The sequence below is a fragment of the Capnocytophaga periodontitidis genome (assembly GCF_016126015.1).
GTDB lineage: Bacteria > Bacteroidota > Bacteroidia > Flavobacteriales > Flavobacteriaceae > Capnocytophaga > Capnocytophaga periodontitidis.
In genome coordinates, this window is the sequence record NZ_JAEFDB010000001.1 from 609,085 (window position 1) to 635,518 (window position 26,434).

General features: G+C 37.4%; 21 protein-coding genes, 4 tRNA genes and 1 pseudogene. 22 read left to right on the forward strand and 4 right to left on the reverse strand.

Translation table 11 applies throughout. The features are described 5' to 3' along the window. Entirely contained in the window at nucleotides 1-837 is an 837-nt protein-coding gene (locus I7X29_RS03030; protein WP_198472777.1) for an FKBP-type peptidyl-prolyl cis-trans isomerase, read from the reverse strand. Between the two features lie 86 nt (nucleotides 838-923). On the opposite strand from I7X29_RS03030, the gene I7X29_RS03035 reads away from it, so the two are divergent. Further along, nucleotides 924-1,307 carry an RNA-binding S4 domain-containing protein gene (locus I7X29_RS03035; protein ID WP_002678233.1) on the forward strand — a complete coding sequence of 128 codons (384 nt, stop codon included), beginning with the start codon at nucleotides 924-926 and terminating at the stop codon, nucleotides 1,305-1,307. 50 nt (nucleotides 1,308-1,357) lie between these two features. Here I7X29_RS03035 and I7X29_RS03040 read toward each other — a convergent pair whose 3' ends face one another. Beyond that, nucleotides 1,358-3,736, reverse strand: coding sequence for an alpha-ketoacid dehydrogenase subunit alpha/beta (locus I7X29_RS03040; RefSeq protein WP_198472778.1), 2,379 nt, complete (start codon nucleotides 3,734-3,736; stop codon nucleotides 1,358-1,360). Nucleotides 3,737-4,032: 296 nt separating this feature from the next. Here I7X29_RS03040 and I7X29_RS03045 point away from each other — a divergent pair, with 296 nt between their 5' ends. From I7X29_RS03045 to I7X29_RS03080, 8 genes are all read left to right on the forward strand, one after another. Further along, nucleotides 4,033-4,827, forward strand: a complete 795-nt coding sequence (locus I7X29_RS03045; RefSeq protein WP_198472779.1) for a hypothetical protein — start codon at nucleotides 4,033-4,035, stop codon at nucleotides 4,825-4,827. 79 nt (nucleotides 4,828-4,906) lie between these two features. Beyond that, nucleotides 4,907-4,981, forward strand: a tRNA-Val gene (locus I7X29_RS03050). A 33-nt stretch (nucleotides 4,982-5,014) separates the two neighbouring features. Further along, nucleotides 5,015-5,092: transfer RNA gene (locus tag I7X29_RS03055), tRNA-Val, on the forward strand. Between the two features lie 40 nt (nucleotides 5,093-5,132). Beyond that, nucleotides 5,133-5,207 (forward strand) — tRNA-Val (locus tag I7X29_RS03060). Nucleotides 5,208-5,380: 173 nt separating this feature from the next. After that, entirely contained in the window at nucleotides 5,381-6,079 is a 699-nt protein-coding gene (locus tag I7X29_RS03065) for a MotA/TolQ/ExbB proton channel family protein (RefSeq protein WP_088594190.1), read from the forward strand. Nucleotides 6,080-6,103: 24 nt separating this feature from the next. Next, nucleotides 6,104-6,490 carry an ExbD/TolR family protein gene (locus tag I7X29_RS03070; protein WP_002678130.1) on the forward strand — a complete coding sequence of 129 codons (387 nt, stop codon included), beginning with the start codon at nucleotides 6,104-6,106 and terminating at the stop codon, nucleotides 6,488-6,490. 8 nt (nucleotides 6,491-6,498) lie between these two features. Beyond that, nucleotides 6,499-7,323 carry an energy transducer TonB gene (locus I7X29_RS03075; RefSeq protein ID WP_198472780.1) on the forward strand — a complete coding sequence of 275 codons (825 nt, stop codon included), beginning with the start codon at nucleotides 6,499-6,501 and terminating at the stop codon, nucleotides 7,321-7,323. A 110-nt stretch (nucleotides 7,324-7,433) separates the two neighbouring features. After that, a complete protein-coding gene (locus tag I7X29_RS03080) occupies nucleotides 7,434-8,648 on the forward strand; it encodes a bifunctional folylpolyglutamate synthase/dihydrofolate synthase (RefSeq protein ID WP_198472781.1) in 1,215 nt (404 codons plus the stop codon). Nucleotides 8,649-8,689: 41 nt separating this feature from the next. Here the strand turns inward: I7X29_RS03080 and mgtE are convergent, their stop codons facing one another. Beyond that, on the reverse strand, nucleotides 8,690-10,045 hold the full coding sequence (gene mgtE, locus I7X29_RS03085; protein ID WP_198472782.1) for a magnesium transporter: 1,356 nt from the start codon (nucleotides 10,043-10,045) through the stop codon (nucleotides 8,690-8,692). A 263-nt stretch (nucleotides 10,046-10,308) separates the two neighbouring features. Between mgtE and I7X29_RS03090 the strand changes: the two genes are divergently transcribed. The 13 genes and pseudogenes from I7X29_RS03090 to uvrA all read left to right on the forward strand — a co-directional run bounded on the left by I7X29_RS03090 (nucleotide 10,309) and on the right by uvrA (nucleotide 24,563). Next, nucleotides 10,309-10,381, forward strand: a tRNA-Pro gene (locus I7X29_RS03090). Nucleotides 10,382-10,419: 38 nt separating this feature from the next. Continuing rightward, the gene (locus I7X29_RS03095) at nucleotides 10,420-10,986 is read left to right on the forward strand and encodes a hypothetical protein (RefSeq protein WP_198472783.1); all 567 of its coding nucleotides are present in this window, start codon (nucleotides 10,420-10,422) and stop codon (nucleotides 10,984-10,986) included. Between the two features lie 26 nt (nucleotides 10,987-11,012). Further along, nucleotides 11,013-12,062 (forward strand): tRNA preQ1(34) S-adenosylmethionine ribosyltransferase-isomerase QueA, encoded by a 1,050-nt coding sequence (gene queA / locus I7X29_RS03100; protein ID WP_009413173.1) that lies wholly within the window; start codon nucleotides 11,013-11,015, stop codon nucleotides 12,060-12,062. Nucleotides 12,063-12,147: 85 nt separating this feature from the next. After that, nucleotides 12,148-12,561: pseudogene (locus I7X29_RS03105) on the forward strand (hypothetical protein); the annotation flags it as partial. Between the two features lie 108 nt (nucleotides 12,562-12,669). After that, nucleotides 12,670-14,361: an energy-dependent translational throttle protein EttA gene (gene ettA / locus I7X29_RS03110; RefSeq protein ID WP_009413175.1), complete on the forward strand. Its 1,692-nt coding sequence runs from the start codon at nucleotides 12,670-12,672 to the stop codon at nucleotides 14,359-14,361. A 78-nt stretch (nucleotides 14,362-14,439) separates the two neighbouring features. Next, nucleotides 14,440-15,081, forward strand: coding sequence for a ribonuclease H1 domain-containing protein (locus I7X29_RS03115; RefSeq protein WP_198472785.1), 642 nt, complete (start codon nucleotides 14,440-14,442; stop codon nucleotides 15,079-15,081). 1 nt (nucleotide 15,082) lies between these two features. After that, a complete protein-coding gene (locus I7X29_RS03120; RefSeq protein WP_198472786.1) occupies nucleotides 15,083-15,985 on the forward strand; it encodes a NifU family protein in 903 nt (300 codons plus the stop codon). Between the two features lie 16 nt (nucleotides 15,986-16,001). Further along, a complete protein-coding gene (gene mfd / locus I7X29_RS03125; protein WP_198472787.1) occupies nucleotides 16,002-19,334 on the forward strand; it encodes a transcription-repair coupling factor in 3,333 nt (1,110 codons plus the stop codon). 158 nt (nucleotides 19,335-19,492) lie between these two features. Then, on the forward strand, nucleotides 19,493-19,774 hold the full coding sequence (locus tag I7X29_RS03130) for an immunity 17 family protein (RefSeq protein ID WP_198472788.1): 282 nt from the start codon (nucleotides 19,493-19,495) through the stop codon (nucleotides 19,772-19,774). A 5-nt stretch (nucleotides 19,775-19,779) separates the two neighbouring features. Continuing rightward, entirely contained in the window at nucleotides 19,780-20,184 is a 405-nt protein-coding gene (locus I7X29_RS03135) for a hypothetical protein (protein ID WP_225883648.1), read from the forward strand. Nucleotides 20,185-20,325: 141 nt separating this feature from the next. Next, complete coding sequence (locus I7X29_RS03140) at nucleotides 20,326-20,571, forward strand: hypothetical protein (protein WP_198472789.1); 246 nt, start codon at nucleotides 20,326-20,328, stop codon at nucleotides 20,569-20,571. A 46-nt stretch (nucleotides 20,572-20,617) separates the two neighbouring features. Then, nucleotides 20,618-21,589, forward strand: coding sequence for a hypothetical protein (locus tag I7X29_RS03145; protein ID WP_198472790.1), 972 nt, complete (start codon nucleotides 20,618-20,620; stop codon nucleotides 21,587-21,589). 136 nt (nucleotides 21,590-21,725) lie between these two features. Continuing rightward, nucleotides 21,726-24,563 carry an excinuclease ABC subunit UvrA gene (gene uvrA / locus I7X29_RS03150; protein ID WP_198472791.1) on the forward strand — a complete coding sequence of 946 codons (2,838 nt, stop codon included), beginning with the start codon at nucleotides 21,726-21,728 and terminating at the stop codon, nucleotides 24,561-24,563. Nucleotides 24,564-24,594: 31 nt separating this feature from the next. On the opposite strand, the gene I7X29_RS03155 is transcribed toward uvrA, so the two are convergent. Next, nucleotides 24,595-26,427: a HEAT repeat domain-containing protein gene (locus tag I7X29_RS03155; RefSeq protein WP_198472792.1), complete on the reverse strand. Its 1,833-nt coding sequence runs from the start codon at nucleotides 26,425-26,427 to the stop codon at nucleotides 24,595-24,597. Nucleotides 26,428-26,434 lie beyond the last annotated feature (7 nt).

Sequence of the window (26,434 nt, forward strand, 5' to 3'; positions counted from 1 at the left end):
TTACTTACAATCGGCATCTAAATAATCTGGAAGATATGATTGGTCTTTCTTCTCATCGCAATCAGGATAAGTAACCACTCCATAGTTATCACGTACGATTTCATCTTTAGAAGGTTTGCCATCGTGATCGTGATCAGCGTGACGAGCAGCAATAAGTCTTACTGTAAAAATTAAAGGTGAATAAGCTGGTATTTTTGCCTGACTGTTATTAAAGTAACCTAAACCTGATGGAATGAAGAACACTCCTACCCCTCCATCGGTAGGAGCGGTAAGTGTACCATCAGAATTTTGTGTGAGTTTGGTCACTGAAGGCTTTAACTGAGCTACTCCTTCTCTAAATCCTCTGATAGTACCTGAAGGACGATTGGTAACAATATTTCCCAGTAAATCCATCCAATTAGATGCTGATTGAGTAGTAGTCTCATCAAATACTGTCAAGTTGAGTAACTGACCTTTATAGTTTACATATACCGAGTCGGCAATAGAAGTGGTATGGGTACTAGTACCTTCTTGTAATACCATATAGTACAAAGTATGACGAATGCGATTGTTATTGGCATCAAATACATCTAATTCCATTTTCTTCAAATTACTATTGTTAAAAATGGATTGTGAAACATTAGTTGTACTTGTAAAAGTAACAGCATCCGAAATAGCTGCCGTAGCTGAATATGTATAAGTATGTGTTTTTAAGAATGTTTCAATAGCTTGATTGTTTTCATTCCTCACTTCTGTAACATCTCTTGGTGGTGTTACATTAGAACTGTCATTTTTCTTACAACCTATAGTTAATAGCAGAGCTATTACACTGATGCTAAATAGAATTTTGTTTGTCATATAAAATATTGTCTTATTTTTGGGGCGCAAGATACAAATTATTTCTTACTTTTGCACCTTATTGTTATTTTTAAAATTATAAAAGAATGCGAATTGATAAATATTTATGGTGTGTACGTTACTTCAAAACACGTAATATTGCTACTGAAGCTTGTAAAAAAGGTCACATCAAAGTAAATGGCGAAACAGTAAAACCTTCACGTGAGATTTATAAAAACGACCAAATAGTAGTGCGTAAAAACCAAATCAACTACCAATTAGAGGTTTTAGACATCCCCGAAAGCCGTGTGGGGGCTAAGTTAGTAGACCTTTATCGTCAAGATAACACACCTCCTGAAGCTTTTGAGCAAGCCGAAATACAAAAACTCGCTCAGGACTATTACCGCGAAAAAGGAGAAGGTCGCCCTACTAAAAAAGATCGCCGTGCTATTGATAATCTCTTAAATGATTTTCAAGAAGATGACGATTGAAATTCACTTTGTCAAAGTCCTAAAACTTTGACAAAGTGAAAAATATAATACTACAACAATGTAGGGTATTTTGCAGGATTAACTTCGTGCATTATACTGTATATCTTCTCAATGATGCTATCGGCATTAGGTTTAGAGAAATAATCACCATCAGTTGCATAAGCAGGACGGTGGTTACCTGCCGCCAAGGTTTGTGGTGCACTATCTAAATACTGATAAGCATTTTGTTCTTCCAAAATTTTCTGTAAAATATATGCCGAAGTAGCCCCAGGCATATCTTCATCAACTACTAATAGTCTATTGGTTTTCTGTATGCTCTTCACTATATCGTGACGTACATCAAATGGCGCTAATGATTGTACATCAATAATTTCAATATCAATACCCAAGGCAGCCAATTCATCAGCAACCTCACACACGATACGCAAAGTAGACCCGTAAGATACTACAGTAATATCTTTTCCTTCACGAAGTGTTTCTACTACCCCTATAGGAGTCTTAAACTCAGTGAGATTACTAGGCAACGCTTCTTTCAAGCGATAACCATTGAGGCATTCCACCACTACAGCTGGTTGATTACCCTCCAAGAGTGTATTGTAGAAGCCCGCTGCTTTCACCATATTACGTGGGGTAAGAATGTACATCCCTCTTAAAGAAGCTAACAATACACCCATAGGTGAACCCGCGTGCCAAATACCTTGTAAACGATGCCCTCTCGTTCTGATAATAAGAGGTGCCATTTGCTTACCAAAAGTGCGATAGTGCAGACTGGCTAAATCATCACTTAGTGTTTGTAATCCATAAAGAATATAGTCTAAATACTGAATTTCAGCAATCGGACGCAAACCTCGCATTGCCATACCTATACCTTGTCCCACTATAGCTGTTTCACGAATACTCGTATCAGCTACTTTTACAGCTCCGTGTTTCTTTTGCAAACCTTCTAACCCTTGATTTACATCGCCTATATTACCTACATCTTCACCAAATATCAAAAGATTAGGATATTTAGTAAGCAAAGCGTCGAAATTCTCTCTCAACACAATACGCCCATCTACAAGTTCTTTTGATGTGTCATAAGTAGGAAGCACCTCTGCTATGTGAATAGGATTTTGTTCATTCTCTGTGTGGAGAAATCGACTATATTTAGGCTCATTTTCCTTTATATACTTCTTTATCCATTCTTGTAAAGGAAATATTTTGTTTTCACCCTCTGGTAATAACAATCTCAAGGCTTTTCTCGCACTACTCAACACATCTTTGCGATTAGGTAAAGCTACTTCCAAAAGAGATTTTGATAAACTCTCTACTCTTTCTTTTATAGTGTTATCGTTCGTATTGGCTAACAATGAGGAGAGAAGAGCAACAAGTTCTTTTCTTTCTTGTTCAATAGGCTTAATATAAGCTTCCCAAGCCTTTTTCTTGCCTTCATTCACGCGTTTCTTAGCCTGTTGTTCTATAGCTACTAATTCTTCTTCAGTAGCGTATTTTTCAGCTAAAATCCATTTGCGCATTTTGGCAATACAGTCAAAATCTTTTTCCCACTGAAGTCGTTCAGCACTTTTGTAACGCTCGTGTGAGCCTGAAGTTGAGTGCCCTTGAGGTTGAGTAAGTTCTTTCACGTGTACTAATACAGGTATATGTTCCTCACGGGCTATTTTAGCTGCCTTTTGGTAAATGTCATACAAAGTAGGATAATCCCAACCATTAGCAACAAATAGTTCAAACCCTTTGTGTTTTTTATCGCGCACAAAACCTTTTAACGCTTCTGAAATACTTTGTTTAATAGTGTGATATTCTTTAGGAACTGAAATACCATACTCATCATCCCAAACCGACATTACTAAGGGTACTTGCATTACTCCTGCCGCATTAAGGATTTCAAAAAAGTGCCCTTCGCTGGTACTCGCATTACCAATAGTCCCCCAAGCTATTTCGTTTCCGTGGTTTGAGAATCCTTTACTTTCTGCATTAGGTAAGTTGCGATAAACTTTAGAGGCTTGTGCTAAACCTAACAATCGAGGCATTTGACCAGCAGTACACGATATATCACTACTGCTATTTTTTTGTTTTAATAAATCTTTCCAATGTCCTTCGTTATCTAAACTATGGGTAGCAAAGTGTCCCCCCATTTGACGTCCAGCACTGGTAGGGTCTGCCTCTATGTCAGCGTGTGCATATATCCCTGCAAAGAAATTCTCAACAGTATGCACGCCGAGAGCCATCATAAGTGTTTGATCGCGATAATAACCGCTCCTGAAATCACCATCTTGAAAAGCTCTTGCCAAAGCTACTTGAGGCACTTCTTTCCCTTCTCCAAAAATACCAAATTTGGCTTTACCTATAAGCACTTCTTTTCTTCCCATCAAGCTGCATTCTCTACTGAGAACAGCGATGCCATAGTCTTCTAAAATATTTTCTTTTTTCATCGGTTTATCCTCTTTTAATAGTTTTTAAAAAAATTAATATAGAGTGGTTTTTTTGTTTGAATAAAAATATTGCGCAAATGTAATACTTTTTTAAAAGTAAACAAAAGAAAAGTATTTTAATTTTCAATTTTAGTGATAGTTATATATACTAATGTGTTGCTCTACAAAAAGAAAAATTACAAAGAAATTATTATCTAACTACACAAAAGACACTGATACAAAAGCTCTTATATAAAAATAATATAATGACCTCAATTGTCAATTGTTAATCTTCAATTATTTCATATCTTTGCCAAATGAAATATACAATTCTTCTTTCCGTTTTTGTAATACTGTTGGTGAGTTGCCAACAGCAAAAAACTATTACTATACAAAAGAGTGATACTACTAAAAGTAGTACTACTATTCTTATGCCTATTGATAGCACTGTTGTTACAGAAACTACCCCCTCTAACCTCAAACCTAAACTCTCGAAAAACGATAGCTTGTTAAAAATCTTGCAAAAAAAATACGGTGAGGACTACGAGAGTTACCAAAGAGCTGTACGAAAATTAGTTTTGCACCAAATGAAATATAGTATTCTAAAAAATACCTGTTTAGAAGAGTTTTACTTACAAGGATTCGCTAAGACTACTAAGGACAGTATCAAAGTGCATTTGCCTTTCAACCTTCACACTTTTGATTGTGGAGCTCCTGATTGTTATACTACCGAAGTGAGTTTTCGTCTAACAAATGAAAAAAATATTATATTCCCCGATTCACTCCCTTTTCACGAAGAACAATCGGGGTGTATGGAAAATTATCAATTCAGTGATGTTTATGAGCTTATAGAAACAACACACAAACACGTAATTTACCATTGCCCTACAAAACGACGTACTTTGGTACTCTATTTTCCTAAAATCAAGGGCTGTTGGAGCGGTGACGCTTATTATTTTGTAGGAGTAACCCGAAAGAGATTTAATGGCAAAAACATTTATACAGTACGCGAGAATTACAATGATAATAAGCCTGAAAGTGAATGGAATAAAGTACCCTATATGATTACTAACTTCAACCGATTAGAGTACGAGTTTATGCTAAAAGAATAAATATTTTTTCACTTTTTTCATAAAAAAATTTGGAGGTTTCAAAAAAAGTAGTACCTTTGCACCCGATTTAAAAACATAAGGGTTCTTAGCTCAGCTGGTTCAGAGCATCTGCCTTACAAGCAGAGGGTCACTGGTTCGAATCCAGTAGGACCCACTTAGGTTTAAAATTTTTATCATTGTTATTTTGGGGTTCTTAGCTCAGCTGGTTCAGAGCATCTGCCTTACAAGCAGAGGGTCACTGGTTCGAATCCAGTAGGACCCACCAAATTTAAGATTTTATTGTTGTTACTATAATCTAAAAAAAAGGATTCTTAGCTCAGCTGGTTCAGAGCATCTGCCTTACAAGCAGAGGGTCACTGGTTCGAATCCAGTAGAGTCCACTAAAAGCTACTCAATAGCCTGAGTAGCTTTTTTTATTAGTAATATATTAAATACAGAATTGATTATCAAATATTTACATTTTTAATAATTGTTAATTAATCATTAATAATTGTATATTGATAATTATTTCTTACTTTTGCGATATTTTTAAACAGAAAACGAAAAAAATAATATGTTAGGATTACAAACTTCTGTAGATGTTGCTACAACTGCAACCGACACTCTTCCAGCTCAAGAAAAAACACTTTCTATAATGGATATGATTGTAGATGGTGGCACTGCTAATATTGTGATTATTGGCATTCTATTCGTAATGCTCGCTGTAGCACTTTTCCTCTATTTTGAACGCCTATTTGCTATCAAGGCAGCTTCTAAAGTGGATAAAACTTTTATGTATAAAATACGTGATTGTATCTCTGCTGGACGTTTGGATGCAGCCAAAATGCTTTGTGTACAATCGAATACTCCTGTAGCACGCCTTATTGAAAAAGGGGTTTCTCGTATAGGTAAACCTCTTGAAGATATTAATAAAGCTATTGAAAATGCAGGCACTTTAGAGGTCTACAATCTTGAAAAGAATACGGCTATTCTCGCTACTATTGCAGGAGCAGGACCTATGATTGGATTCTTGGGCACTGTTGTTGGTATGATTATGTCATTCCACGAAATGGCATCTGCTGGTGGTCAAGCCGAAATGGGCGCTTTAGCAGGAGGTATTTATACCGCAATGGCTACTACTGTAGCTGGTCTTATAGTAGGGATTATCGCTTATGTAGGTTACAATCACTTAGTGGTAAAAACTGATAAAGTGGTACACCTAATGGAAGCTAATGCCGTCGAATTCTTAGACTTGTTGAACGAACCTCTATAGGTTTCAAAAAACTACTGTACAATTATGAAATTAAAAGGTAGAAATAAAGTAAGTCCTGAGTTCAGTATGTCGTCTATGACGGATATTGTGTTCTTGCTGTTAGTATTCTTTATGATTACTGCTAATAGCCCTAATGCGCTCGATTTGCTATTGCCTAAAGCTAAAGGAAAAAGCACCAACACACAAAATGTTTCAGTGAGCATTGATAAAGATTTGAATTTTTTCATCGACAAAAAACCTATATCTGTAGATAATCTCGATGCAGAACTCAAATCAGCACTAAAAGGAGTAGAAAATCCTACTATTATTTTACGCGTAGAAGAAAGTGTACCTATTGAAAATGCGGTAACTGTGATGGATGTAGCAAACCAAAATCAATTTAAGGTAATTTTGGCTGTACGTCCTAAATAGCAAAGTATATGAACTTATTCAATACAGAACATAAACGTAAAGCTTTAGCACTCACTACAGTTGTGATGTGTTTGGTGATCTTTATCCTATTTTTCGCAGGAATGAAGTACCTAGATCCTCCACCCGAAAATGGAGTAGAGGTCATCTATGGGGTAGATATAACTGGAATGGGAGAACGTACTCCTCCCCCAAGTGCTGCCAAACAAGAAGAAACCCAAACACCACAAACACAACCAGAACAGAGTACTTCACAAGAAGTAAAGGAAAACCTTTTGGCTCAAGATAACAACGAAGAAGTTTCTGTACCCGAAGTCCCTAAAAAACAAGAAAAGAAAAAAGAAACACCTAAAAAAGAGCCTACTAAAGAAACTCCTAAACCCGCTCCTAAGCCTTCACGTGAGACTTCTGATGCACTTTCTAACATTTTAGGCGCTGCCAATGCAGGTGGTAGTGGTACCTCAGGACAAGGAGATGGCAACCAACCTGGTTATCAGGGGCAAATAGATGGTAGTCAATATGCTAATTCTTACTATGGTTCTGGTGGTGGCAGCGGTTCTGGTAAAGGCTGGGGTCTCAATGGGCGCTCCATTGCTTCACAAGGTAAAGTTCCTCAAAATTGTAATGAAGAAGGACGTGTAGTTGTACAGATAGAAGTAGATCGTAGCGGTAGAGTTGTAAAAGCTACTGCAGGTGTAAAAGGAACTACTAATTCTGCCCCTTGTTTATTAGATGCCGCTCGAAAAACAGCAGCTATGCACCGTTGGAATGCCGATGATAATGCCCCTGCACGTCAAATTGGCTTTATTGTTATAAACTTTAAACTTGGAGAATAAGAAATCAATTAATAATTGGTAATTAATAATTAACAAGGATGAGATAATAGTTATACTATAACTGATTATCTCATTTTTGATTGTACAACAACTAAAAACTATCTTTAACATTGAATTATCAAGAAACACTTTCGTGGATGTTCAACCGCTTACCAATGTTTCAAACACAAGGTAAAACCGCTTTGAACAACAAATTAGATAATATCCTCGCCTTTACTTCGGCGTTAGGAAACCCTCAAACAAAATTCAAAAGTTTGCATATTGCAGGCACTAACGGAAAGGGTTCTTCCAGCAGTATGCTCGCTTCTATCCTACAAGAGGCAGGATATAAGGTAGGATTGTACACCTCTCCACACCTCAAAGACTTCCGCGAACGTATCAAAATTAATGGGAAGGAAATACCAGAAGACTATGTGGTAAGTTTTATAGCTAAAAACAGACCCTTTTTAGAAGAATATCACCTCTCATTCTTCGAAATGACAGTAGGAATGGCGTTCAGCTATTTCGAGAATGAAAAAGTAGATATTGCTGTAATAGAGGTAGGCTTAGGAGGGCGTTTTGACTCTACTAATATTATCACTCCCGAAGTTTCTCTTATTACTAATATATCCAAAGATCATACAGATATTTTAGGAGATACATTGCCTAAAATAGCTTTTGAAAAAGCTGGTATTATCAAACAAAATGTGCCTGTAGTAATCAGTGAATATCAAGAGGAAACAGCTCCCGTTTTCACAGCAAAAGCTAAAGAAATGAATGCTCCTATTATTTTTGCCAATCACATAGAAACTTCTCTTACAACCGACCTTCAAGGTGCCTACCAAGAGAAAAACATCAAAGGAGTAATAGCCGTTACCGAATTGCTTATCTACCAGGGGTGGGATATTACTCCGGAGAATATTGCACAAGGACTTCTACACGTGGTGCACAATACAAACCTGAAAGGTCGTTGGCAAACCCTTGGTTCCTACCCTACTATTGTATGTGATACAGGACATAATGTGGGCGGACTTACTTATGTGATGGAACAACTCAAAAAGCAAACCTATACACATCTTCATATTGTAGTAGGTTTTGTAAAAGAAAAAGATGTAAATAGTGTTTTAGAACTTTTCCCAAAAGAAGCTACCTATTATTTTTGCAGTCCTGCTATTGCAAGAGGACTTAATGTAGATACATTAATGGAAATTGCCACTGCAAAAGGACTCCAAGGGGAGAGATATTCTTCAGTAGCAGAAGCCTTAAATGCCGCTAAGGCACAAGCGCTTCCCTCTGACTTTATCTTTGTTGGTGGAAGCACGTTTGTAGTTGCGGAAGTGTTGTAAAATAACAAAAAGCAGATACTGAAAAACAAATGAAGGCTGTTTTAAAACCCTAATATCATTTTTGCGATAAAAAAGTAAATCAAGATACCTAAAACATCGTTGCTGGTAGTGATAAAAGGACCCGTAGCAACTGCTGGATCAATACCGCGCTTGTGGAGAAGTATCGGGATAAAAGTACCTATCACAGCAGCATTTACAATCACTGTAATGAGTGCTATGGCTACCGTAATACTTACCAAATACTCGGCTTGAAAAGCAAAATGGCTTACCAATATCACTATTCCTGCAATAGTTCCTCCGTTGATGAGTCCTAATAGAAATTCTTTAAGCAACCGCTTGATAAGTTCGCCGTCGATAGAATTATTTGCCAACCCTTGTACTATTATCGCCGATGATTGTACTCCCACATTTCCTGCAGTAGCTTGAATAAGCGGAATAAATATCAATAATATAGGGTAAATCATCATCGTATCCTGAAAACCATTGATAATACTCGCTGCTCCTAATCCTCCAAACATTCCAATAAGTAACCAAGGTAAACGCGCTTTAGTGAGTTTCCATATATTATCATCTGCCTCTACATCATTGGTGATACCCGCTGCTAACTGATAGTCTTTTTCAGCTTCTTCTTTAATCACATCCACTATGTCATCAATAGTGATGCGTCCTACAAGGCGTTTCATCTCATCAACTACGGGAATTGCCTCTAAGTCATACTTACTCATTATGTGAGCTACCTCTTCGGCAGTATCAGTAACGTATACATAGTCTACTTTTGGAATATAAATGTCTTTCACTTCTGAACGTGTGGAAGTAGTAAGCAAATCTTTAAGTGAAAGTCGTCCTTTAAGCACATCATTATCATCTACTACATAAATAGAATGTACTCGTGTAACGTGAGCAGCCTGTTCACGCATTTCTTTTACGCATTTTAGCACATTCCAATTCTCATTTACCTTTACAAGTTCTTTCGCCATTAGTCCCCCCGCAGTATCTTCGTCATAACGAAGTAGTTCTACGATGTCTTTAGCGTGTTCTACGTCCGTGATATGCGAAATAACTTCTGTTTTTCTATCTTCGGGTAGTTCAGAAATGATATCTACCGCATCATCGGTGTCTAACTCGATGATTTCATCGGCAATTTCTTTTGCAGAAAGGTTTTTTAAGATATTTTCACGGTAATCATCGTCTAATTCGGTGAGTACATCCGATGTTTTTTGAGCATCAATGAGACGAATAATATATACTCCCTCTTCAATATCTAATTCGTGAATGATTTCGGCTATATCGGCATAGTGTAAATCATTTAAGAGGGTTGTAAGTTCTTTATTTTGTTTTTGCTCAATCAGTTGCTGAATCTTTTCAATGAGCTCATCTGTTATTTTAAAAGTTGTCATATTATCTCCTAAATTCTATTTTTGCAAAATTATAAAATAATTGTGAATACCGAATAAAGAATCTCAAAATATTTTATATTTTTAAGTACTTAATTCGCCTTTTAAGTATTGAAAAAGTAGTTAAAATAGTTATTCAATACGTTCATTTTAGGATAATAAGTTCAGATTATCAAATAAATAACTTCCATAGATAAAAATTTTCTATTTATTTATTTGGTGGTTTCAACAAAAAGTGATACTTTTGCGCACTGAAAAATAAAAATCGGGATGTGGCGCAGTTGGTAGCGTACACGTATGGGGTGCGTGTGGTCGCTGGTTCGAGTCCAGTCATCCCGACTTTTTTCTTTTTATACAATAGCTATTTTTATAAAGAAATGAACAAAGTTTATCTTCTTTTTTTATTTTCCCTATTCACCTTCATTTCTCAGGCACAAGCTCTTAAAAACAATTTTGTTATAGGAGCACAACTTCCTTTTTTATATAATAACGACCGAGAAAAACCTGATGACAACTCCTCTTCATCAGTTTCTTTATCTTTTCGCCCACGTGTAAATGTATATATCCAAGCTGATAGATATGATGTTGAAAAGTACGGACGATTGTCTAAATTTAGTACTCGTATAGATTATACTTTTCTGCAAACTCAACAAAATGATGATTACGACCGTTATAATCATATTCATCAAGTATCTTTTCTGTATATTCTAGGAGGAATGCACAAAACTAATGGTCTACAAGTAGGTATAGGACCTAATATTAACTTTGGAGATGCACAGGGAGTGAATGCTCGCTTGTTTTTAGGTGGTTATGGCGAGTGGAAAAGATTTATAGGTAGTGTAGATATCAACTTTTATATTCCTAATGCTAAAAGAAAAGAAGGTATCCCAAGTGATAATTATAAATATGGACACATAGCCATAGGTGTGGGATACCGTTTATAAACTAACAATAATTTTGTAGAAAATATATGAAACTTTCAAACTTTAATTTTGATCTTCCTAAAGAGTTATTAGCTGAATATCCCAGCGAAAACCGCGATGAAGCTCGCCTAATGGTGGTACATCGTAAAACAGGAGAAATTGAACACAAATTGTTCAAAGATGTAATTGATTATTTTGATGATGGTGACGTGTTTGTGCTCAACAACACCAAAGTATTCCCAGCTCGTTTATATGGTAATAAAGAAAAAACTAAAGCAAAAATAGAAGTATTTTTATTGCGTGAATTGAGCGCCGAACAACGTTTATGGGATGTACTCGTCGATCCTGCTCGCAAAATACGTATAGGCAACAAACTCTACTTTGGCAAAAATGCCGAATTAGTAGCCGAGGTAATTGACAATACCACATCTCGCGGTCGTACACTTCGTTTCTTGTATGATGGTACTTATGAAGAGTTTCGCCAGCATCTCACTGAACTTGGACAAACTCCACTACCTAAATACATCTCTCGTCCCGTAGAACCTGAAGACGAGGAGCGTTATCAAACTATTTACGCTAAATACGAAGGTGCCGTTGCTGCCCCTACTGCTGGTTTGCACTTCTCTAAACACTTGATGAAACGTTTGGAAATAAAAGGTATTACCTTCGCCGAAGTAACATTACACGTTGGCTTAGGAACTTTCAACCCTGTGGAGGTAGAAGACCTTTCTAAACACAAAATGGATAGCGAAGAGATTCACATTCCTGAAAGTCAAACAAAAATCATCAACACCGCTAAGGAAAATAAAAAACGCGTTTGTGCTGTAGGAACTACTGTAATGCGTGTTTTAGAGAGTTCTGTATCTTCTGATGGCTTTGTAAATCCGTTTGATGGGTGGACAAATAAATTTATTTTTCCTCCTTACGATTTTAGTGTTGCCAATGCAATGATCACTAACTTCCACACTCCTAAATCAACTTTACTGATGATGGTATCGGCTTTTGCTGGTCACGATCTCATTATGCGTGCCTATAAAGAAGCTGTAGAACAAAAATACAAGTTTTATTCTTATGGCGATGCAATGCTAATCTTGTAAAAATCAATAACTAAAAATAATCATTAATGAAATTTTTTTATCACTATGGCGTTAGGAATGAGCACCCTAATAATTTTTGCGCAAGAAGCTGCTTAGCGAGGATTTCCTCACCTTTGAACATACCGACGGACTCAACTATGTAGTAGTGAAAGGGGCTCGTATCGATGACATTTCTCGCTTGTTTGGCATCCGTAACACTGATATATTACAAGTGAGCTTAACAGAAGGACTTGGTTTTGGCGCTTTATATCCAAAATCTAATACAAAACTCCTCAATAAAGAACGTTACGACGAATTTCACATTGCAGGGGTAGGAGTAAATGCTAAAGCTGGATTACACCTCACTTTCTTAAAGTATTTTCGTGTAGTTGGTGAACTTAAAGGTGGTTATATCAATATGTACGACGTACACACTACTTATGATATAGCCGATAAAGCTAAACACGATTTTTTCTTCTTTGAAACTGTATTAGGTATTGGCGGCGTCTTTAGATTCTAAAATTTCACATAACATAGATAATAAAAACTGGCGTAGTTTTGAACTATACCAGTTTTTTTTATTATTTTTGCACCAAATTTACTAATCACTATATTAGCTAATTACATTATGGCAGACGATAAAAAGATTATTTTTTCGATGAATAAGGTAAGTAAAACCTATTCATCTACTAATAAACAAGTTCTAAAAGACATTTACTTGAGTTTCTTTTATGGAGCTAAAATAGGTATTTTAGGTCTCAATGGCTCTGGTAAGTCTTCTTTACTAAAAATTATAGCAGGAATTGATAAAAACTATCAGGGCGAAGTGGTTTTCGCTCCTAATTACACTGTAGGGTATTTGGAACAAGAACCACACCTTGATGATGAGAAAACCGTGATAGAAGTAGTACGCGAAGGCGTAGCCGAAACAGTTAAACTACTCGATGAGTTTAACCATATCAACGACCTTTTCGGCTTGGAAGAAAATTATTCTGACCCCGATAAGATGCAAAAGTTAATGGATAAGCAAGCCGAGCTACAAGATAAGATTGATGCCTTGAACGCTTGGGAACTCGATAACCAGCTGGAAGTGGCTATGGAAGCCCTCCGCACCCCTGAGCCCGATACACCTATCAAAGTGCTTTCGGGAGGAGAACGCCGTAGGGTAGCACTCTGTCGTCTGCTCTTGCAACAACCCGATGTACTCCTTTTAGACGAACCTACGAACCACCTCGATGCCGAATCGGTATTGTGGTTAGAACAACACTTGCAACAGTACGCCGGAACCGTGATAGCCGTAACCCACGACCGTTATTTCTTGGATAATGTAGCAGGCTGGATATTGGAGCTCGACCGCGGAGAAGGAATTCCGTGGAAAGGTAACTACTCGTCTTGGCTCGACCAGAAAGCCAAACGACTCGCTCAAGAACAGAAAACCGAAAGCAAACGCCAAAAGGTGTTGGAGCGTGAGCTTGAATGGGTACGACAAGGCGCTAAAGGGCGACAAGCCAAACAAAAGGCACGTTTGCAAAACTACGACCGATTGCTCAATGAAGACCAAAAACAATTAGAAGAAAAACTTGAAATATACATCCCTAACGGACCTCGTTTGGGAACCAACGTGATAGAAGCACGCCACGTAGCCAAAGCCTTTGGTGATAAATTATTATATGACGACCTTAATTTTGTGTTGCCACAAGCAGGTATCGTAGGGGTAATAGGACCTAACGGAGCAGGTAAATCTACCATTTTCCGTATGATTATGGGGGAAGAAAAACCTGATAGCGGTGAGTTTTTGGTAGGCGAAACTGTAAAAATTGCTTATGTAGACCAAACTCATAAACAGATAGACCCAGAAAAATCTATTTGGGAGAACTTCTCGGGCGGACAAGACCTAATAATGATGGGTGGCAGACAGGTGAACTCGCGTGCTTACCTAAGTCGTTTTAACTTTGGCGGTAGTGAGCAAAACAAGAAAGTAGCAACCCTTTCAGGTGGAGAACGCAATCGCTTGCACCTTGCGATGACCCTAAAAGAAGAAGGTAACGTATTGCTGTTGGACGAGCCTACCAACGATTTGGACGTGAATACACTTCGCGCCTTAGAAGAAGGCTTGGAAAACTTCGCTGGCTGTGCAGTAGTAATCTCGCACGACCGTTGGTTCTTAGACCGTATCTGCACTCATATTTTAGCTTTTGAAGGTGACTCTCAAGTGTATTTCTTTGAAGGTAGCTTCTCAGAATATGAAGAGAACAAGAAAAAACGCCTTGGCAAAGAGGTAACACCTACAAGGATTAAATACAAGAAATTGGTACGATGAAAGAAAATGATAACAATATTATCATCGGAGTAATTGCCATCGTAATGGTTCTTTTAGTCTTAATATTCTTCCTTTAAAATGCCAAAAAAGAAATACTATGTAGTGTGGGAAGGACACAAAACGGGTATCTTTAGCTCGTGGGATAAGTGCAAAAAAGCCGTTGAAGGCTATCCGTATGCTAAATTTAAGAGTTTTGAGAGTCAGGCAATGGCTGAAAAAGCCTTCAATGAGAACTTTGAGCAATACAAAGGCAAGAAAGTAGCCTCCTCTCCTACCCTATCCCCCTTAGAATTAGAGCGTATTGGCTCCCCCATATTGCCCTCTATAGCTGTTGATGCTGCTTGCAGTGGTAACCCTGGAATTATGGAATACCGAGGGGTAGATACCGAAACTCAAGCCGAAATATTTAGAATTGCACCTATAAAAGACGGCACGAACAACATAGGGGAGTTTTTGGCTATCGTACACGCTTTAGCCTTTATGAAGCAACGCAACCTCAGCTTACCGGTCTATTCTGATAGCAAAATAGCGATGAGCTGGGTGCGCCAAAAGGTGTGTAAAACTAAAGTGCCACGCACCTCTCATAACGAAAAGATATTTGAACTGATAGCCCGTGCTGAACAATGGTTACACAACAATACTTATCCTAACCCTATTTTGAAATGGGAAACCCAAGCGTGGGGCGAAAATCCTGCCGATTTTGGACGTAAAGACAAATAAAATGACAGACCTTACCCTGAAAATACAACCTACTGCTAACCCCGACATCATCAAACTCGAAGCTAACAGACCTTTGGTAAAAGGGAGTTATGAGTTTAAAAACGTGGATGAAGCTAAAAACGCTCCTTTAGCTAAGGAGCTCTTTTATTTGCCCTTTGTAAAAACTGTTTATATTTCGAGTAATTTCATTGCTTTGAAACGCTTTCCCATTGTTGAATGGAAAGAAGTGCAGGAAGAGGTTGCTCAGCAAGTATTAGTGTATTTACAATCGGGTAAAGATATATTATTAGGCGAAGCTGGAAAACCTATGGGAGAAGCTATTACTGTATATACTGAAACAACCCCCAATCCCACCGTGATGAAGTTTGTCGCCAATAAGCGTTTGGTACCTACTGTAATAGAGTATAAATCAATAGAAGAAGCCGCAGAGGCTCCTATGGCAGCAACTCTCTTAACGCGTTTTCCATTTATTGAAGAAGTTTTTTTTGATGATAATTATATATCACTCACTAAAAAAGGTATGGAAGAATGGGATATGATAGCTGCCGACTTGCGCGATTATATCCGTAAATACCTAAGTGAAGGTCGCCCTATCATTAACCCCTCCGAGATAAAAAGGCGACAAGAAGAAGCCCAAGCGCGCTTGCTCTCTATGGTTACTACCGACGAAATATCGCAACAAATCGTAGCTATCATAGAACAATATGTAAAACCCGCTGTAGCATCCGATGGAGGTAACATACAATTTATTTCTTACAACCGCGATACCCATCACGTAGAAGTACTCTTACAAGGGGCTTGCAGTGGCTGTCCGTCATCTACTCAAACCTTAAAAAAAGGCATTGAAGTTATTTTGAAAGACAAGTTAAACAATCCGCTTATCAACGTTGAAGCACTACTTTAATATTTTATAATTTACTGTGAAATCATTCCTACAACAATTTACTGAAAACAGCACCTATCAATCTCTATTAAAACACCTACAAACAAAAGAAAATGCAGAGGTTACGGGATTGGCAGGGGCTTCTTTGTCAATAGTAATAGCTAACTTGTTCAATACAGTCCATAGACCTCTATTAGTACTGCTACCCGATAAAGAAGAAAGTGCCTACATACTCAATGATTTAGAAACCTTAGTAGGAGAACAGCAGGTACTTTTCTTTCCTGATAGCTATCGTCGACCTTATCAAATTGAAGATACCGATAATGCCAATGTGTTATTGCGTGCAGAAGTCCTCAACCAATTGAGTCATAGTACAAAACCATTACTCATTGTCTCCTACCCCGAAGCTCTTTTTGAGAAGGTCATCACACGAAAGCAATTAGAAAAAAATACGCTAAAAATCCAAAAAGGAGACTCACTCACTATTGATTTCCTCAATGAGGTGCTTTTCAGCTACCACTTCAACCGCACTGATTTTGTTACCGAACCTGGTGAGTTCTCAGTACGTGGTGGGATTGTAGATGTATTTTCTTTTTCAAATAATGAACCTTATCGCATTGAATTCTTTGGAAATGAAGTTGATAGCATCCGTACATTCGATGTAGAAAGTCAGCTATCTACTGCTCAACTATCTAAAATTACAATTATCCCTAATGTAGAAAACAAAGAAAGTGATGAGATACGACAGTCATTCTTGGAGTATATCAGTGAGCAGACATTATTCATTGGTAAGGATATAGGATTTTTTGATGCTAAGATTGAGAAACTTTTTGCTAAAGCTACCGATATTTATCAAAAGCTCCCCAATGAAGTAAAGCGTACCCCCCCAGAGGAACTCTATTGTCAAACAACGGATTTATTGAAACAAATCCAGAGATTCCAACAAATAAACATCAATGCTACAACTCCCGCTTCTAAAAACAAAAAGGAGTTCTCTTTTCATACCTCCCCACAACCTTCTTTTAACAAGCAGTTTGAACTCCTTATTAGTTACTTCAACAACAAACACAAAGAAGGATTTCAAAACTATATCCTTTGTGGAAGTGAACAACAAGCCAAGCGATTTCAAGATATTTTTGAGGAAATGGAGCAAAAAGTACCTTACCAAACCATACAATTATCGCTACACGCTGGCTTTGTAGATACTGAATTGAAATGCAATGTCTTCACCGATCATCAAATCTTTGAGCGCTATTATAAATTTCAGCTAAAGAACGGTTATGCCAAAAAACAAGCCATTACACTTAAAGAGCTGATGCAATTAGAGGTAGGCGATTATGTTACACATATAGATCACGGTATTGGTAAGTTCGCTGGCTTACAAAAGATTGAAGTAGAAGGTAAACAACAAGAGGCTATCAAACTGATTTATGGAGATCGTGATGTGTTATTCGTTAGCATTCACGCGCTACATAAGATTACTAAATATAACGGAAAAGACGGCAAACCACCCAAAATATACAAATTAGGCTCAGGAGCGTGGAAAGCGCTCAAACAGAAGACCAAGGCTCGTGTAAAAGAAATCGCGTTCAACCTCATTCAGTTATATGCCAAACGAAAAGAAGCTCAAGGTTTTGCCTTTGCTCACGACAGTTATATGCAGAACGAGTTGGAAGCCTCATTCTTGTATGAGGATACTCCCGACCAAAGCAAGGCTACTGCCGAAGTAAAAGCTGATATGGAAAGCTCTAAACCTATGGATAGATTGGTATGTGGTGATGTAGGCTTTGGGAAAACTGAAGTAGCCATTCGCGCTGCCTTCAAAGCTGTCGATAACGGCAAACAAGTAGCTGTACTCGTACCTACTACTGTGTTGGCTTTCCAACACTTTCAAACATTTAGCCAGCGTATGAAAGACTTTCCTGTGCGCATCGATTATCTCAACCGATTCCGCACAGCCAAGGAAAAGAAAATCATCTTAGAAGAACTAGCTAAAGGTCAGTTAGATATTATCATCGGCACACATCAAATAGTAGGTGAAAAGGTTACTTATAAAGATTTAGGTTTACTGATTGTTGATGAAGAGCAAAAGTTTGGCGTAGGTGTGAAAGATAAGCTCAAAACCCTCAAAGAAAACCTCGATGTACTTACGCTTACCGCTACACCTATCCCACGCACACTACAATTTAGTTTGATGGCTGCTCGCGACCTTTCGGTTATCAATACCCCTCCTCCTAACCGCTACCCTATTGATTCACAAGTAGTGCCTTTCAATGAAGAGGTAATACGCGATGGCATTCGGTATGAAATTCAGCGTGGCGGACAAGTATTCTTTATGCACAATAGGGTTGAAAATATTCAAGAGGTGGCTGGAATGATTCAGCGATTGCTCCCTGATGCTCGTATCGCCATTGGTCACGGACAAATGGACGGAAAGAAATTAGAAGAGACTATGCTCGCCTTTATGGAAGGTAGGTATGATGTATTGGTTGCTACCACTATTATTGAAAGTGGTTTAGATGTTCCTAATGCGAACACTATCTTCATCAACAATGCACATAATTTTGGCTTATCCGATTTACACCAAATGCGCGGTCGCGTAGGTAGAAGTAATAAAAAGGCTTTTTGCTACTTCATCACGCCTCCTCTGATAGCGATGAGCGACGATGCCCGCAAGCGTATTGAAGCAATAGCTCAGTTCTCCGATTTAGGAAGCGGACTCAATATCGCTATGAAAGATTTAGAGATTAGAGGGGCTGGCGACCTCTTGGGGGGAGAGCAAAGTGGTTTTATCAATGAAATAGGCTTTGATACCTACCAAAAGATACTACAAGAAGCCATAACAGAACTCAAAGAAAATGAGTTCTCTGAACTATACCACACTGCCGAAGAAGACAAAACTTACCTCACCGATACTCAAATAGATACTGACTTTGAACTGCTCTTCCCTGACACTTATGTCAATAGAGTAGCCGAACGACTCAATCTTTATAACGAACTGAGTAATCTGTCTAATGAGGAAGCCTTACAAGTCTATGAACGCAATCTTATCGACCGTTTTGGCAAGTTACCCCCTCAAGCTATCGACTTGCTCAATAGCGTACGTGTAAAATGGTTGGCTACTCGTATGGGAATTGAGAAACTCGTAATGAAAAACGGAAAGATGACTGGCTATTTCATTGCCGACCAAAATAGTCCGTTCTACCAAAGTGCGCGCTTCCAAAAACTATTGCTCTTTGTACAACGCTACCCCGATAAGTGTCGTATGCAAGAGAAAGAAACCCGCAACGGCTTGCGTCTATTGCTCATTTTTGAAAACATCAACAGTGTATACCAAGCTCTAAAAGTTATGCAAATGATAGAAGCGTAATATAACTATTGAACTTAACCTATAGTTTCACATTAAAATAATTTTCCAATAAACACTCTCTTTTGGGGCTTGTCCCCTTTCGGGGGAACGGGGGCTATTAATGAAACAATTAGAAATTGCTAAATCTAACTCTTGATAGGTATCTAATATTAAACACTATGGAAACATTTAAAAATTGGGTAGGTAAAAACCCTATTACATTTGGTGGTATTGTAGCTCTTTTGCTTGCTGCTTTTGGTATTTGTCTCATCATAGGTGCTCTAAAAAACTGGGATTGGCTATACGAACCCGATAAACATTACCAAAACAATTGGACTATGGGGCAAATAAGCCGTTATTTAGGTCGTGATATGGCGCGTGTTATTGGTTTTATTACAGGTATTTTCTTTATAATCGTAGGAATTTACTTCTCCTATATAGCTTTTACCTATAAAGCATAAACAATATGAATGTAAAAAACGAATCTATTTTCCTCGATTTTACAACTTTATCTATTGGTGAGTCAGAAAGTTTAATGAAGCTGAGAATTTTCAATCAAAATATAGGGGTTATACTTATAGAAAATCAAGACGTCTTTTCCTCCAAAATAGAAATACTAGAAAAAATAGTATCAGATTATTATTCTGATAAGAATTTAGATGAAATAAAGGCTATATTCTTTAAAACAATAGTTTCAGAACATTGCTTTTTGCCTATTATAGCTACAGACTTATACGAAGAGAAAATCCTAATACTTATTTCAAAACAAAGAATAAAAGACAGTATTAATATCTCTCTTAATAGTTATGATAGAGTTCAAATACCTTTTTCTCTAAAAACAAGTAACCTATCCTATTTTTATAAATACTAACCTCAAAATGGAGATATTTGCTAATTCACATCTCAAAAATATTTAAATATGGCAAAGAAGAAAAAAATTGAAGCAAAGATAGGTATAATAGTTTCTGTCTCTTTAATTAATTATAAATGTGTTCTTAAACCTTAATTGATTATGTTATTAGAAGAAGAATTTAAAAAAGCCTTAAGTCTAAAAGAAGAGCCTAAATCATTTCTACTAATGATAGATTTAGTACTTTTAGCAAGGAGTAAAAATATTTCTGATAAAGAAATAAAAGCTACATTACTACATTTATTTGTGAAGTATTATGAAGAAGGTGAGAATAACAATGAAGAATCTCGCGATAAAGCTGATAAAATAGCTGACCTATTAGATGCTATAGAATATGATCGTGTTTGAAACAAAGAATATTTTGTACATAGTATAAAACAAAACAAACAAAAATATGCAAAATACAACCCATTACAATCAGAGATTGAAAATCAATGAACTAAATAACACTACTAATTTAGAGGAAGCTATAAAAAATACTGAACATTTGTATATTAGTAACCTATTAGGTGATGAAGAGCTTTTGTCATCTATTAATTCATATTTAAAGAAGTACAATAAGAAACTTTGGCTGTCTTTAAATAAAAGTACAGAGATGAATCAGGAAAATTTAAAACAATTACGTTATTTAACCAATTTAAAGAAACTAAAAATAATTGTATTCAATGGCTTTATAGAGGATTTATCAGAGTTATCACATATCAATGATTTAGAAGAATTTACGATATATGATAATGTAAAAAAAGGTATATCCTTAGTTCCTTTGGCTAAGTTTAAAAACTTATCTTCTTTAAGTTTACATACTGGGTTGTCTATAAGACAATACGCTGTACTCAATACATTTGAAAAGCTAGAACACTTGAGCGCTCAAGAGATAGATTTTTCTAAACTCAATAATTTACCTATTAAAGAACTTACAGTTAATAATAAACTTATTCATAACGAATTGATTATAGAGAAATTTCCTAATATAGAATATATTTCTTTACAGAACTGTAAAGATGTTAGTATAGAAAATATTGCTTCATTACCTGTGGTTTCTGATGTGCGATTGAGGTATATGCCTCATATTACAAGGCTTACTTCTTTTAAAAATAAAGAAAATATATTTCATCTCGAATGTGTTCATTTAAAGAATCTTGAAAGTATAGAAGCTCTTTTTGAATTGAAGCAACTAAAATATCTGATGATTACAGATTTAGAGAAACTTAAAGCTGAAGACTTTTATAGATTAAAGGAACTTCCTAATTTAAAAGTAGCTTATATAACATTTAAAAGTGCAAAAGAAAATGATAAATTTATAACATTTGCTAATGCTCATAATTGGATATATAAACAGCCTTCTTTAGCTAAAACAACTCTTTAACCCTACCTTAGAAAAAGCTTGAAAGAACCTTGGAAGAACCTTGGAGCTATCTTAGAGAAACCTTTGTTTTTGTCAAAATATTTATTATACCAATTTTTTCCGTACTTTTGCCCCTTGATAATATTATCATTTCAAAATGAAGAAGAAAACTACAAATATCACCCCTGTAGAAAACCTTGAAGTTCAAGGCGCAAGGGCGCATAACCTCAAAAATATAGACCTTTCCATTCCCCGCGAAAAACTTGTTGTCTTCACTGGGCTTTCTGGTAGTGGCAAGTCCTCATTGGCTTTTGATACTATTTATGCCGAAGGACAACGCCGTTATATCGAGACTTTCTCGGCTTATGCTCGTCAGTTTCTCGGGGGATTAGAGCGCCCCGATGTAGATAAAATCGACGGACTATCGCCTGTGATTGCTATCGAACAGAAAACTACCTCCAAATCACCGCGCTCTACAGTGGGTACAATCACCGAAATCTACGACTTCTTGCGCCTGCTTTTTGCCCGTGCTTCCGATGCTTATAGCTATGCTACAGGCGAAAAGATGGTAAGTTATACCGATAACCAAATTCAGGAACTCATTACCAAAGAATACAAAGGCAAACGCATTAACCTATTAGCGCCCGTGGTTCAATCGAGAAAAGGACATTACCGCGAGCTCTTTGAGCAGATTGCCAAACAAGGCTTTGTAAAGGTGCGTACCGATGGCGAAATTCGTGATATCGAAAAAGGTATGAAGCTCGACCGTTACAAAACACACGATATTGAAATCGTGATCGACCGTATGCTAATTGATGATACTGACGACACCCAAAAACGCCTACAAGAAAGTATTAAAATTGCAATGAACTACGGCGACGATGTGCTAATGGTTTTAGAACATGACCAAAAAAAAGCTCACTATTTCAGCAGACATTTGATGTGTCCTTCTTCGGGCATTTCATATCCTCTTCCTGAACCTAATACCTTCTCATTCAATTCTCCTAAAGGAATGTGTCCGCACTGCAATGGGTTGGGTGAAGTGCAAGAAATTAACCTCTCCAAGATTATCCCCGACCCTTCTATCTCTATCAAGAATGGAGGAATTACAGCAGTGGGAGAGCAAAAGAACACTTGGATTTTCAAACAATTAGAGCTCATCGTCCAAAAGTTCGGTCATAAACTCTCCGATCCTATTGAGGCACTTCCTAAAGAAGCAATGGACATTATTCTCTATGGTGGTAAAGATAAATACGCTATCAAATCGGATGTATTAGGCATTACGCGCAATTTTGAAATTGATTTCGAAGGTATCATCAACTTCATCAAAAGTCAGCACGAAAATGCCGATATGGCAGCTATCAAGCGCTGGGCAGAAGAGTTTATGGATACCATTCCTTGTGAAGAATGTCACGGCACTCGCTTGCGCAAAGAGGCGCTTTACTTTAAAATAGCTGATAAAAATATAGCTGAACTATCTGCCTTAGATATTACAGATTTATTGGCGTGGTTCAAATCATTACCTGAGCATCTCTCTACCAAACAACGCAAAATATCTGAAGAAATCATCAAAGAAATCACCACCAGACTCCAATTCCTCATAGATGTAGGGCTTACTTATTTAGCTCTTAACCGAAGTTCTAAGTCGTTATCTGGAGGGGAGGCACAGCGCATCAGACTGGCAACACAGATAGGTTCACAACTCACTGGAGTACTCTATATACTCGATGAACCTAGCATCGGTTTGCATCAGCGAGATAACAAAAGGCTTATCAACTCGCTAAAATCACTTAGAGATATTGGCAACTCAGTAATTGTGGTAGAACACGATGAAGAAATGATACAAGAAGCCGATTATGTAGTAGATATAGGACCGAAAGCGGGCGTAAATGGAGGGGATATAATCTTCCAAGGAACGCCTAAAGAGTTGCTAAAAGCAAATACCATCACCGCCGACTATATGAGCGGGAGAAAGCGAATTGAAATACCAACCCAAAGGCGCAAAGGCAACGGCAAAGAAATTATTCTAAAAGGCTGTACAGGCAACAACTTGAAGAACGTAACCGTAAAGTTTCCTTTAGGGGTAATGATAGGGGTAACAGGTGTATCAGGAAGTGGAAAATCAACGCTTATTAATGAGACACTGTATCCTATCTTAAACGCTCACTTCTTCAATGGCGTAAAAAAACCGATGCCTTACAAAAGTATTGAAGGCTTAGAACATATTGATAAGGTAATCGATATCGACCAATCACCTATTGGGCGTACACCACGTTCAAATCCTGCTACCTACACCGGTGTTTTCAGTGAAATACGCAACCTCTTCACCCAAGTACCCGAAGCGCAAATACGTGGCTATAAACCAGGTAGATTTAGTTTCAACGTGAAAGGCGGTAGATGCGAAACCTGCGAAGGCTCAGGCTTAAAGGTGATTGAAATGAACTTCCTTCCTGATGTCTATGTGCCTTGCGAAACTTGTAAAGGAAAACGTTTCAACCGCGAGACGCTTGAAGTGCGATACAAAGGGAAATCTATTGCCGATGTACTTGATATGACCATAAGTGAGGCCGTAAAATTCTTTGAACCTATCCCTAAAATATACCGCAAGCTAAAAACTATTGAAGAGGTAGGTTTAGGTTATATTACTTTAGGGCAACAATCTACTACCCTTTCAGGAGGAGAAGCCCAACGGGTGAAGTTAGCCACAGAACTTTCTAAAATAGACACGGGCAATACTTTTTATATATTAGATGAACCCACCACAGGACTCCATTTCGAAGATGTAAAAGTACTCCTCGAAGTACTCGACCGTTTAGTAGATAAAGGCAATACTGTTCTGGTAATAGAGCACAACCTCGATGTTATCAGAAAAGTAGATTATATCATAGATATAGGGCACGATGGGGGTAAAGCAGGTGGCGAAGTAATAGCCTTTGGTACTCCTGAAGAGGTAGCTAAAAACAAGAAGAGTTTCACTGCCGAGTACCTAAAATAAAAAGGGCGTGCTTTAATAGCACGCCTCTTCTTTATAAAGATTTCTCTATTTGCTCCGCTATTTCTTTGAAGAAATCGCTCTTTGTTTTCTCGTATAATTCGCGGAACTTCTTTATGTATTCCTTAGGGAAAGGCTTCCAAAACTCAGTATCTTCTACCATTGTATGGTAATAATATAAATGAGTCTTAGAGATCTTTGCTATTGACTCATATAACACTTCAAACTTATCAGGTATATTGCTCTTCATAATAAAGCGATACAGAAACTCTCCCCTATAAATAGATACTTTAGGAAGTATTTTCAAAACAAGCTCATTAAGTCGAGAACTATTTTTTTCTAAAACTGAAAGAACTTTAAGTGCTTCTAAACTGTAATTATCATCATATTTCTTGAGATTTAACAGATAATTGTAAAACAAGTCTGCCCAACGTGAATCTATTTTATCAGCCGTAATAGGATGCAGTTTTTTATAGAAAAAACCTACAGCATATATCCCTTTAGTTCCTGCTAATCCTTCTATAGCATCATAAGGAGCAAGTACTTTTCCAAATTGAGGAGCAAAAATCTCATAGATTTTCTCTTTGCTATATTCGGCTTCTCCGTTAAGAATACGATAAAAATAATCAGTAAAAAGAGGATATGCCCAATCACTATGTACTAATGTATCAGTGTATTGTTCATAAAAAGGTATGATTTTCTCTTGTTTAAATGTATCTAATACATCTACAAGGCGTGGTATAATATGATAATTAGTAACCGAACGCTTCTTAGCCATCGCATTGAAGAGTTTATTACCAAACATTTCTCCCAAAAGTGCATAAGTCTCAGGGTAATCTTTATTTTTCAACACTTCCAACTCTATAGGCAAACGTTCAAAAGCTGCTACTACTGCTTTCTCGTCAGAGTCATCCATTGCAAGTAACGCTTCAAAGTATTCACGCACTTTTTGAACAAACGACTGATAGTTCGTGGGTAGCGGAACTGTAGCAATAGCATTTGCTAAGAGTTCCGCATTTCCTTTCTGTTTGTTATTGCTGTACAATTCGTAAAGTTTGTCAATACTGCGTTGCGTACCGAGTTTGGCTAACGCTTTATAAGCTGCTCCTCGTACCACTTTATTCTTATCACTTGCCAAACTAATGATAAAGTCTTCTGTCTTTTCATCTTTCTTATCTGAAAGTATAATGACGGCTTCAGCTTGTAGGTTAGGCAAGTTTTCGGCAAATATTTTATCTACCAAAGCATCTATTCCTTCATAACCTAATTGGTGTAACAAACGCAATCGGCGTACGTGCTCTGTTTTGTCTTCCAAACGAAAGTCTGATAAAAGGATGGGGAGCATTGCTTTCCCACAAGTAGGGATAATAGTTTCCTCTACATAATCGGCAAGTTCAGTGTATTTATCTGCTAAAGCATAACTCAAGTAACCATAAGTCCGCGAATCGTCAAACAGCTTGCGTTCAAAAGCATCTTTAAGTACCTCTAAGCGTCCCGACTTGCTCTCAGTAAGAGCTTGTAACACGGGTTTCAGCTGTAAATAGGAATAAGTAGTATTCACATCTGCCAAAGCGATAGTGGGAACCTGCTCGCTCTTTTGGGCTTCAGCCTCTACAGTAACGCCTTGTGTGTAGAGTACTGAATAGAGCAAAGTAGCAACATTCAATAACTTTTCGGCAGCTTGTGTACTTTCTACTTGTAGCAAAGATTCTACTTCTTGGGCTAATTTATTGAATACAGGAGCTTTTTCACCTAACTTTTTCAGTATAGGAACGTGCTTCTGTAGGCGTGGATCATTCTTCGCAAACTTACTTCCCGCTATAAACAAGCGATTCAGTTCTTGTTGTAAATCGTATAAGGGTTTCATTTTAATC

What these genes read in the sequence shown, in the direction of transcription:
- I7X29_RS03030 (WP_198472777.1), bottom strand. Translation starts at nt 837, where the DNA reads ATGACAAACAAAATTCTATTTAGCATCAGTGTAATAGCTCTGCTATTA.
- I7X29_RS03035 (WP_002678233.1), top strand. Translation starts at nt 924, where the DNA reads ATGCGAATTGATAAATATTTATGGTGTGTACGTTACTTCAAAACACGT.
- I7X29_RS03040 (WP_198472778.1), bottom strand. Translation starts at nt 3,736, where the DNA reads ATGAAAAAAGAAAATATTTTAGAAGACTATGGCATCGCTGTTCTCAGT.
- I7X29_RS03045 (WP_198472779.1), top strand. Translation starts at nt 4,033, where the DNA reads ATGAAATATACAATTCTTCTTTCCGTTTTTGTAATACTGTTGGTGAGT.
- I7X29_RS03065 (WP_088594190.1), top strand. Translation starts at nt 5,381, where the DNA reads ATGTTAGGATTACAAACTTCTGTAGATGTTGCTACAACTGCAACCGAC.
- I7X29_RS03070 (WP_002678130.1), top strand. Translation starts at nt 6,104, where the DNA reads ATGAAATTAAAAGGTAGAAATAAAGTAAGTCCTGAGTTCAGTATGTCG.
- I7X29_RS03075 (WP_198472780.1), top strand. Translation starts at nt 6,499, where the DNA reads ATGAACTTATTCAATACAGAACATAAACGTAAAGCTTTAGCACTCACT.
- mgtE (WP_198472782.1), bottom strand. Translation starts at nt 10,045, where the DNA reads ATGACAACTTTTAAAATAACAGATGAGCTCATTGAAAAGATTCAGCAA.
- I7X29_RS03095 (WP_198472783.1), top strand. Translation starts at nt 10,420, where the DNA reads ATGAACAAAGTTTATCTTCTTTTTTTATTTTCCCTATTCACCTTCATT.
- queA (WP_009413173.1), top strand. Translation starts at nt 11,013, where the DNA reads ATGAAACTTTCAAACTTTAATTTTGATCTTCCTAAAGAGTTATTAGCT.
- ettA (WP_009413175.1), top strand. Translation starts at nt 12,670, where the DNA reads ATGGCAGACGATAAAAAGATTATTTTTTCGATGAATAAGGTAAGTAAA.
- I7X29_RS03115 (WP_198472785.1), top strand. Translation starts at nt 14,440, where the DNA reads ATGCCAAAAAAGAAATACTATGTAGTGTGGGAAGGACACAAAACGGGT.
- I7X29_RS03120 (WP_198472786.1), top strand. Translation starts at nt 15,083, where the DNA reads ATGACAGACCTTACCCTGAAAATACAACCTACTGCTAACCCCGACATC.
- I7X29_RS03130 (WP_198472788.1), top strand. Translation starts at nt 19,493, where the DNA reads ATGGAAACATTTAAAAATTGGGTAGGTAAAAACCCTATTACATTTGGT.
- I7X29_RS03135 (WP_225883648.1), top strand. Translation starts at nt 19,780, where the DNA reads ATGAATGTAAAAAACGAATCTATTTTCCTCGATTTTACAACTTTATCT.
- I7X29_RS03140 (WP_198472789.1), top strand. Translation starts at nt 20,326, where the DNA reads ATGTTATTAGAAGAAGAATTTAAAAAAGCCTTAAGTCTAAAAGAAGAG.
- I7X29_RS03145 (WP_198472790.1), top strand. Translation starts at nt 20,618, where the DNA reads ATGCAAAATACAACCCATTACAATCAGAGATTGAAAATCAATGAACTA.
- uvrA (WP_198472791.1), top strand. Translation starts at nt 21,726, where the DNA reads ATGAAGAAGAAAACTACAAATATCACCCCTGTAGAAAACCTTGAAGTT.
- I7X29_RS03155 (WP_198472792.1), bottom strand. Translation starts at nt 26,427, where the DNA reads ATGAAACCCTTATACGATTTACAACAAGAACTGAATCGCTTGTTTATA.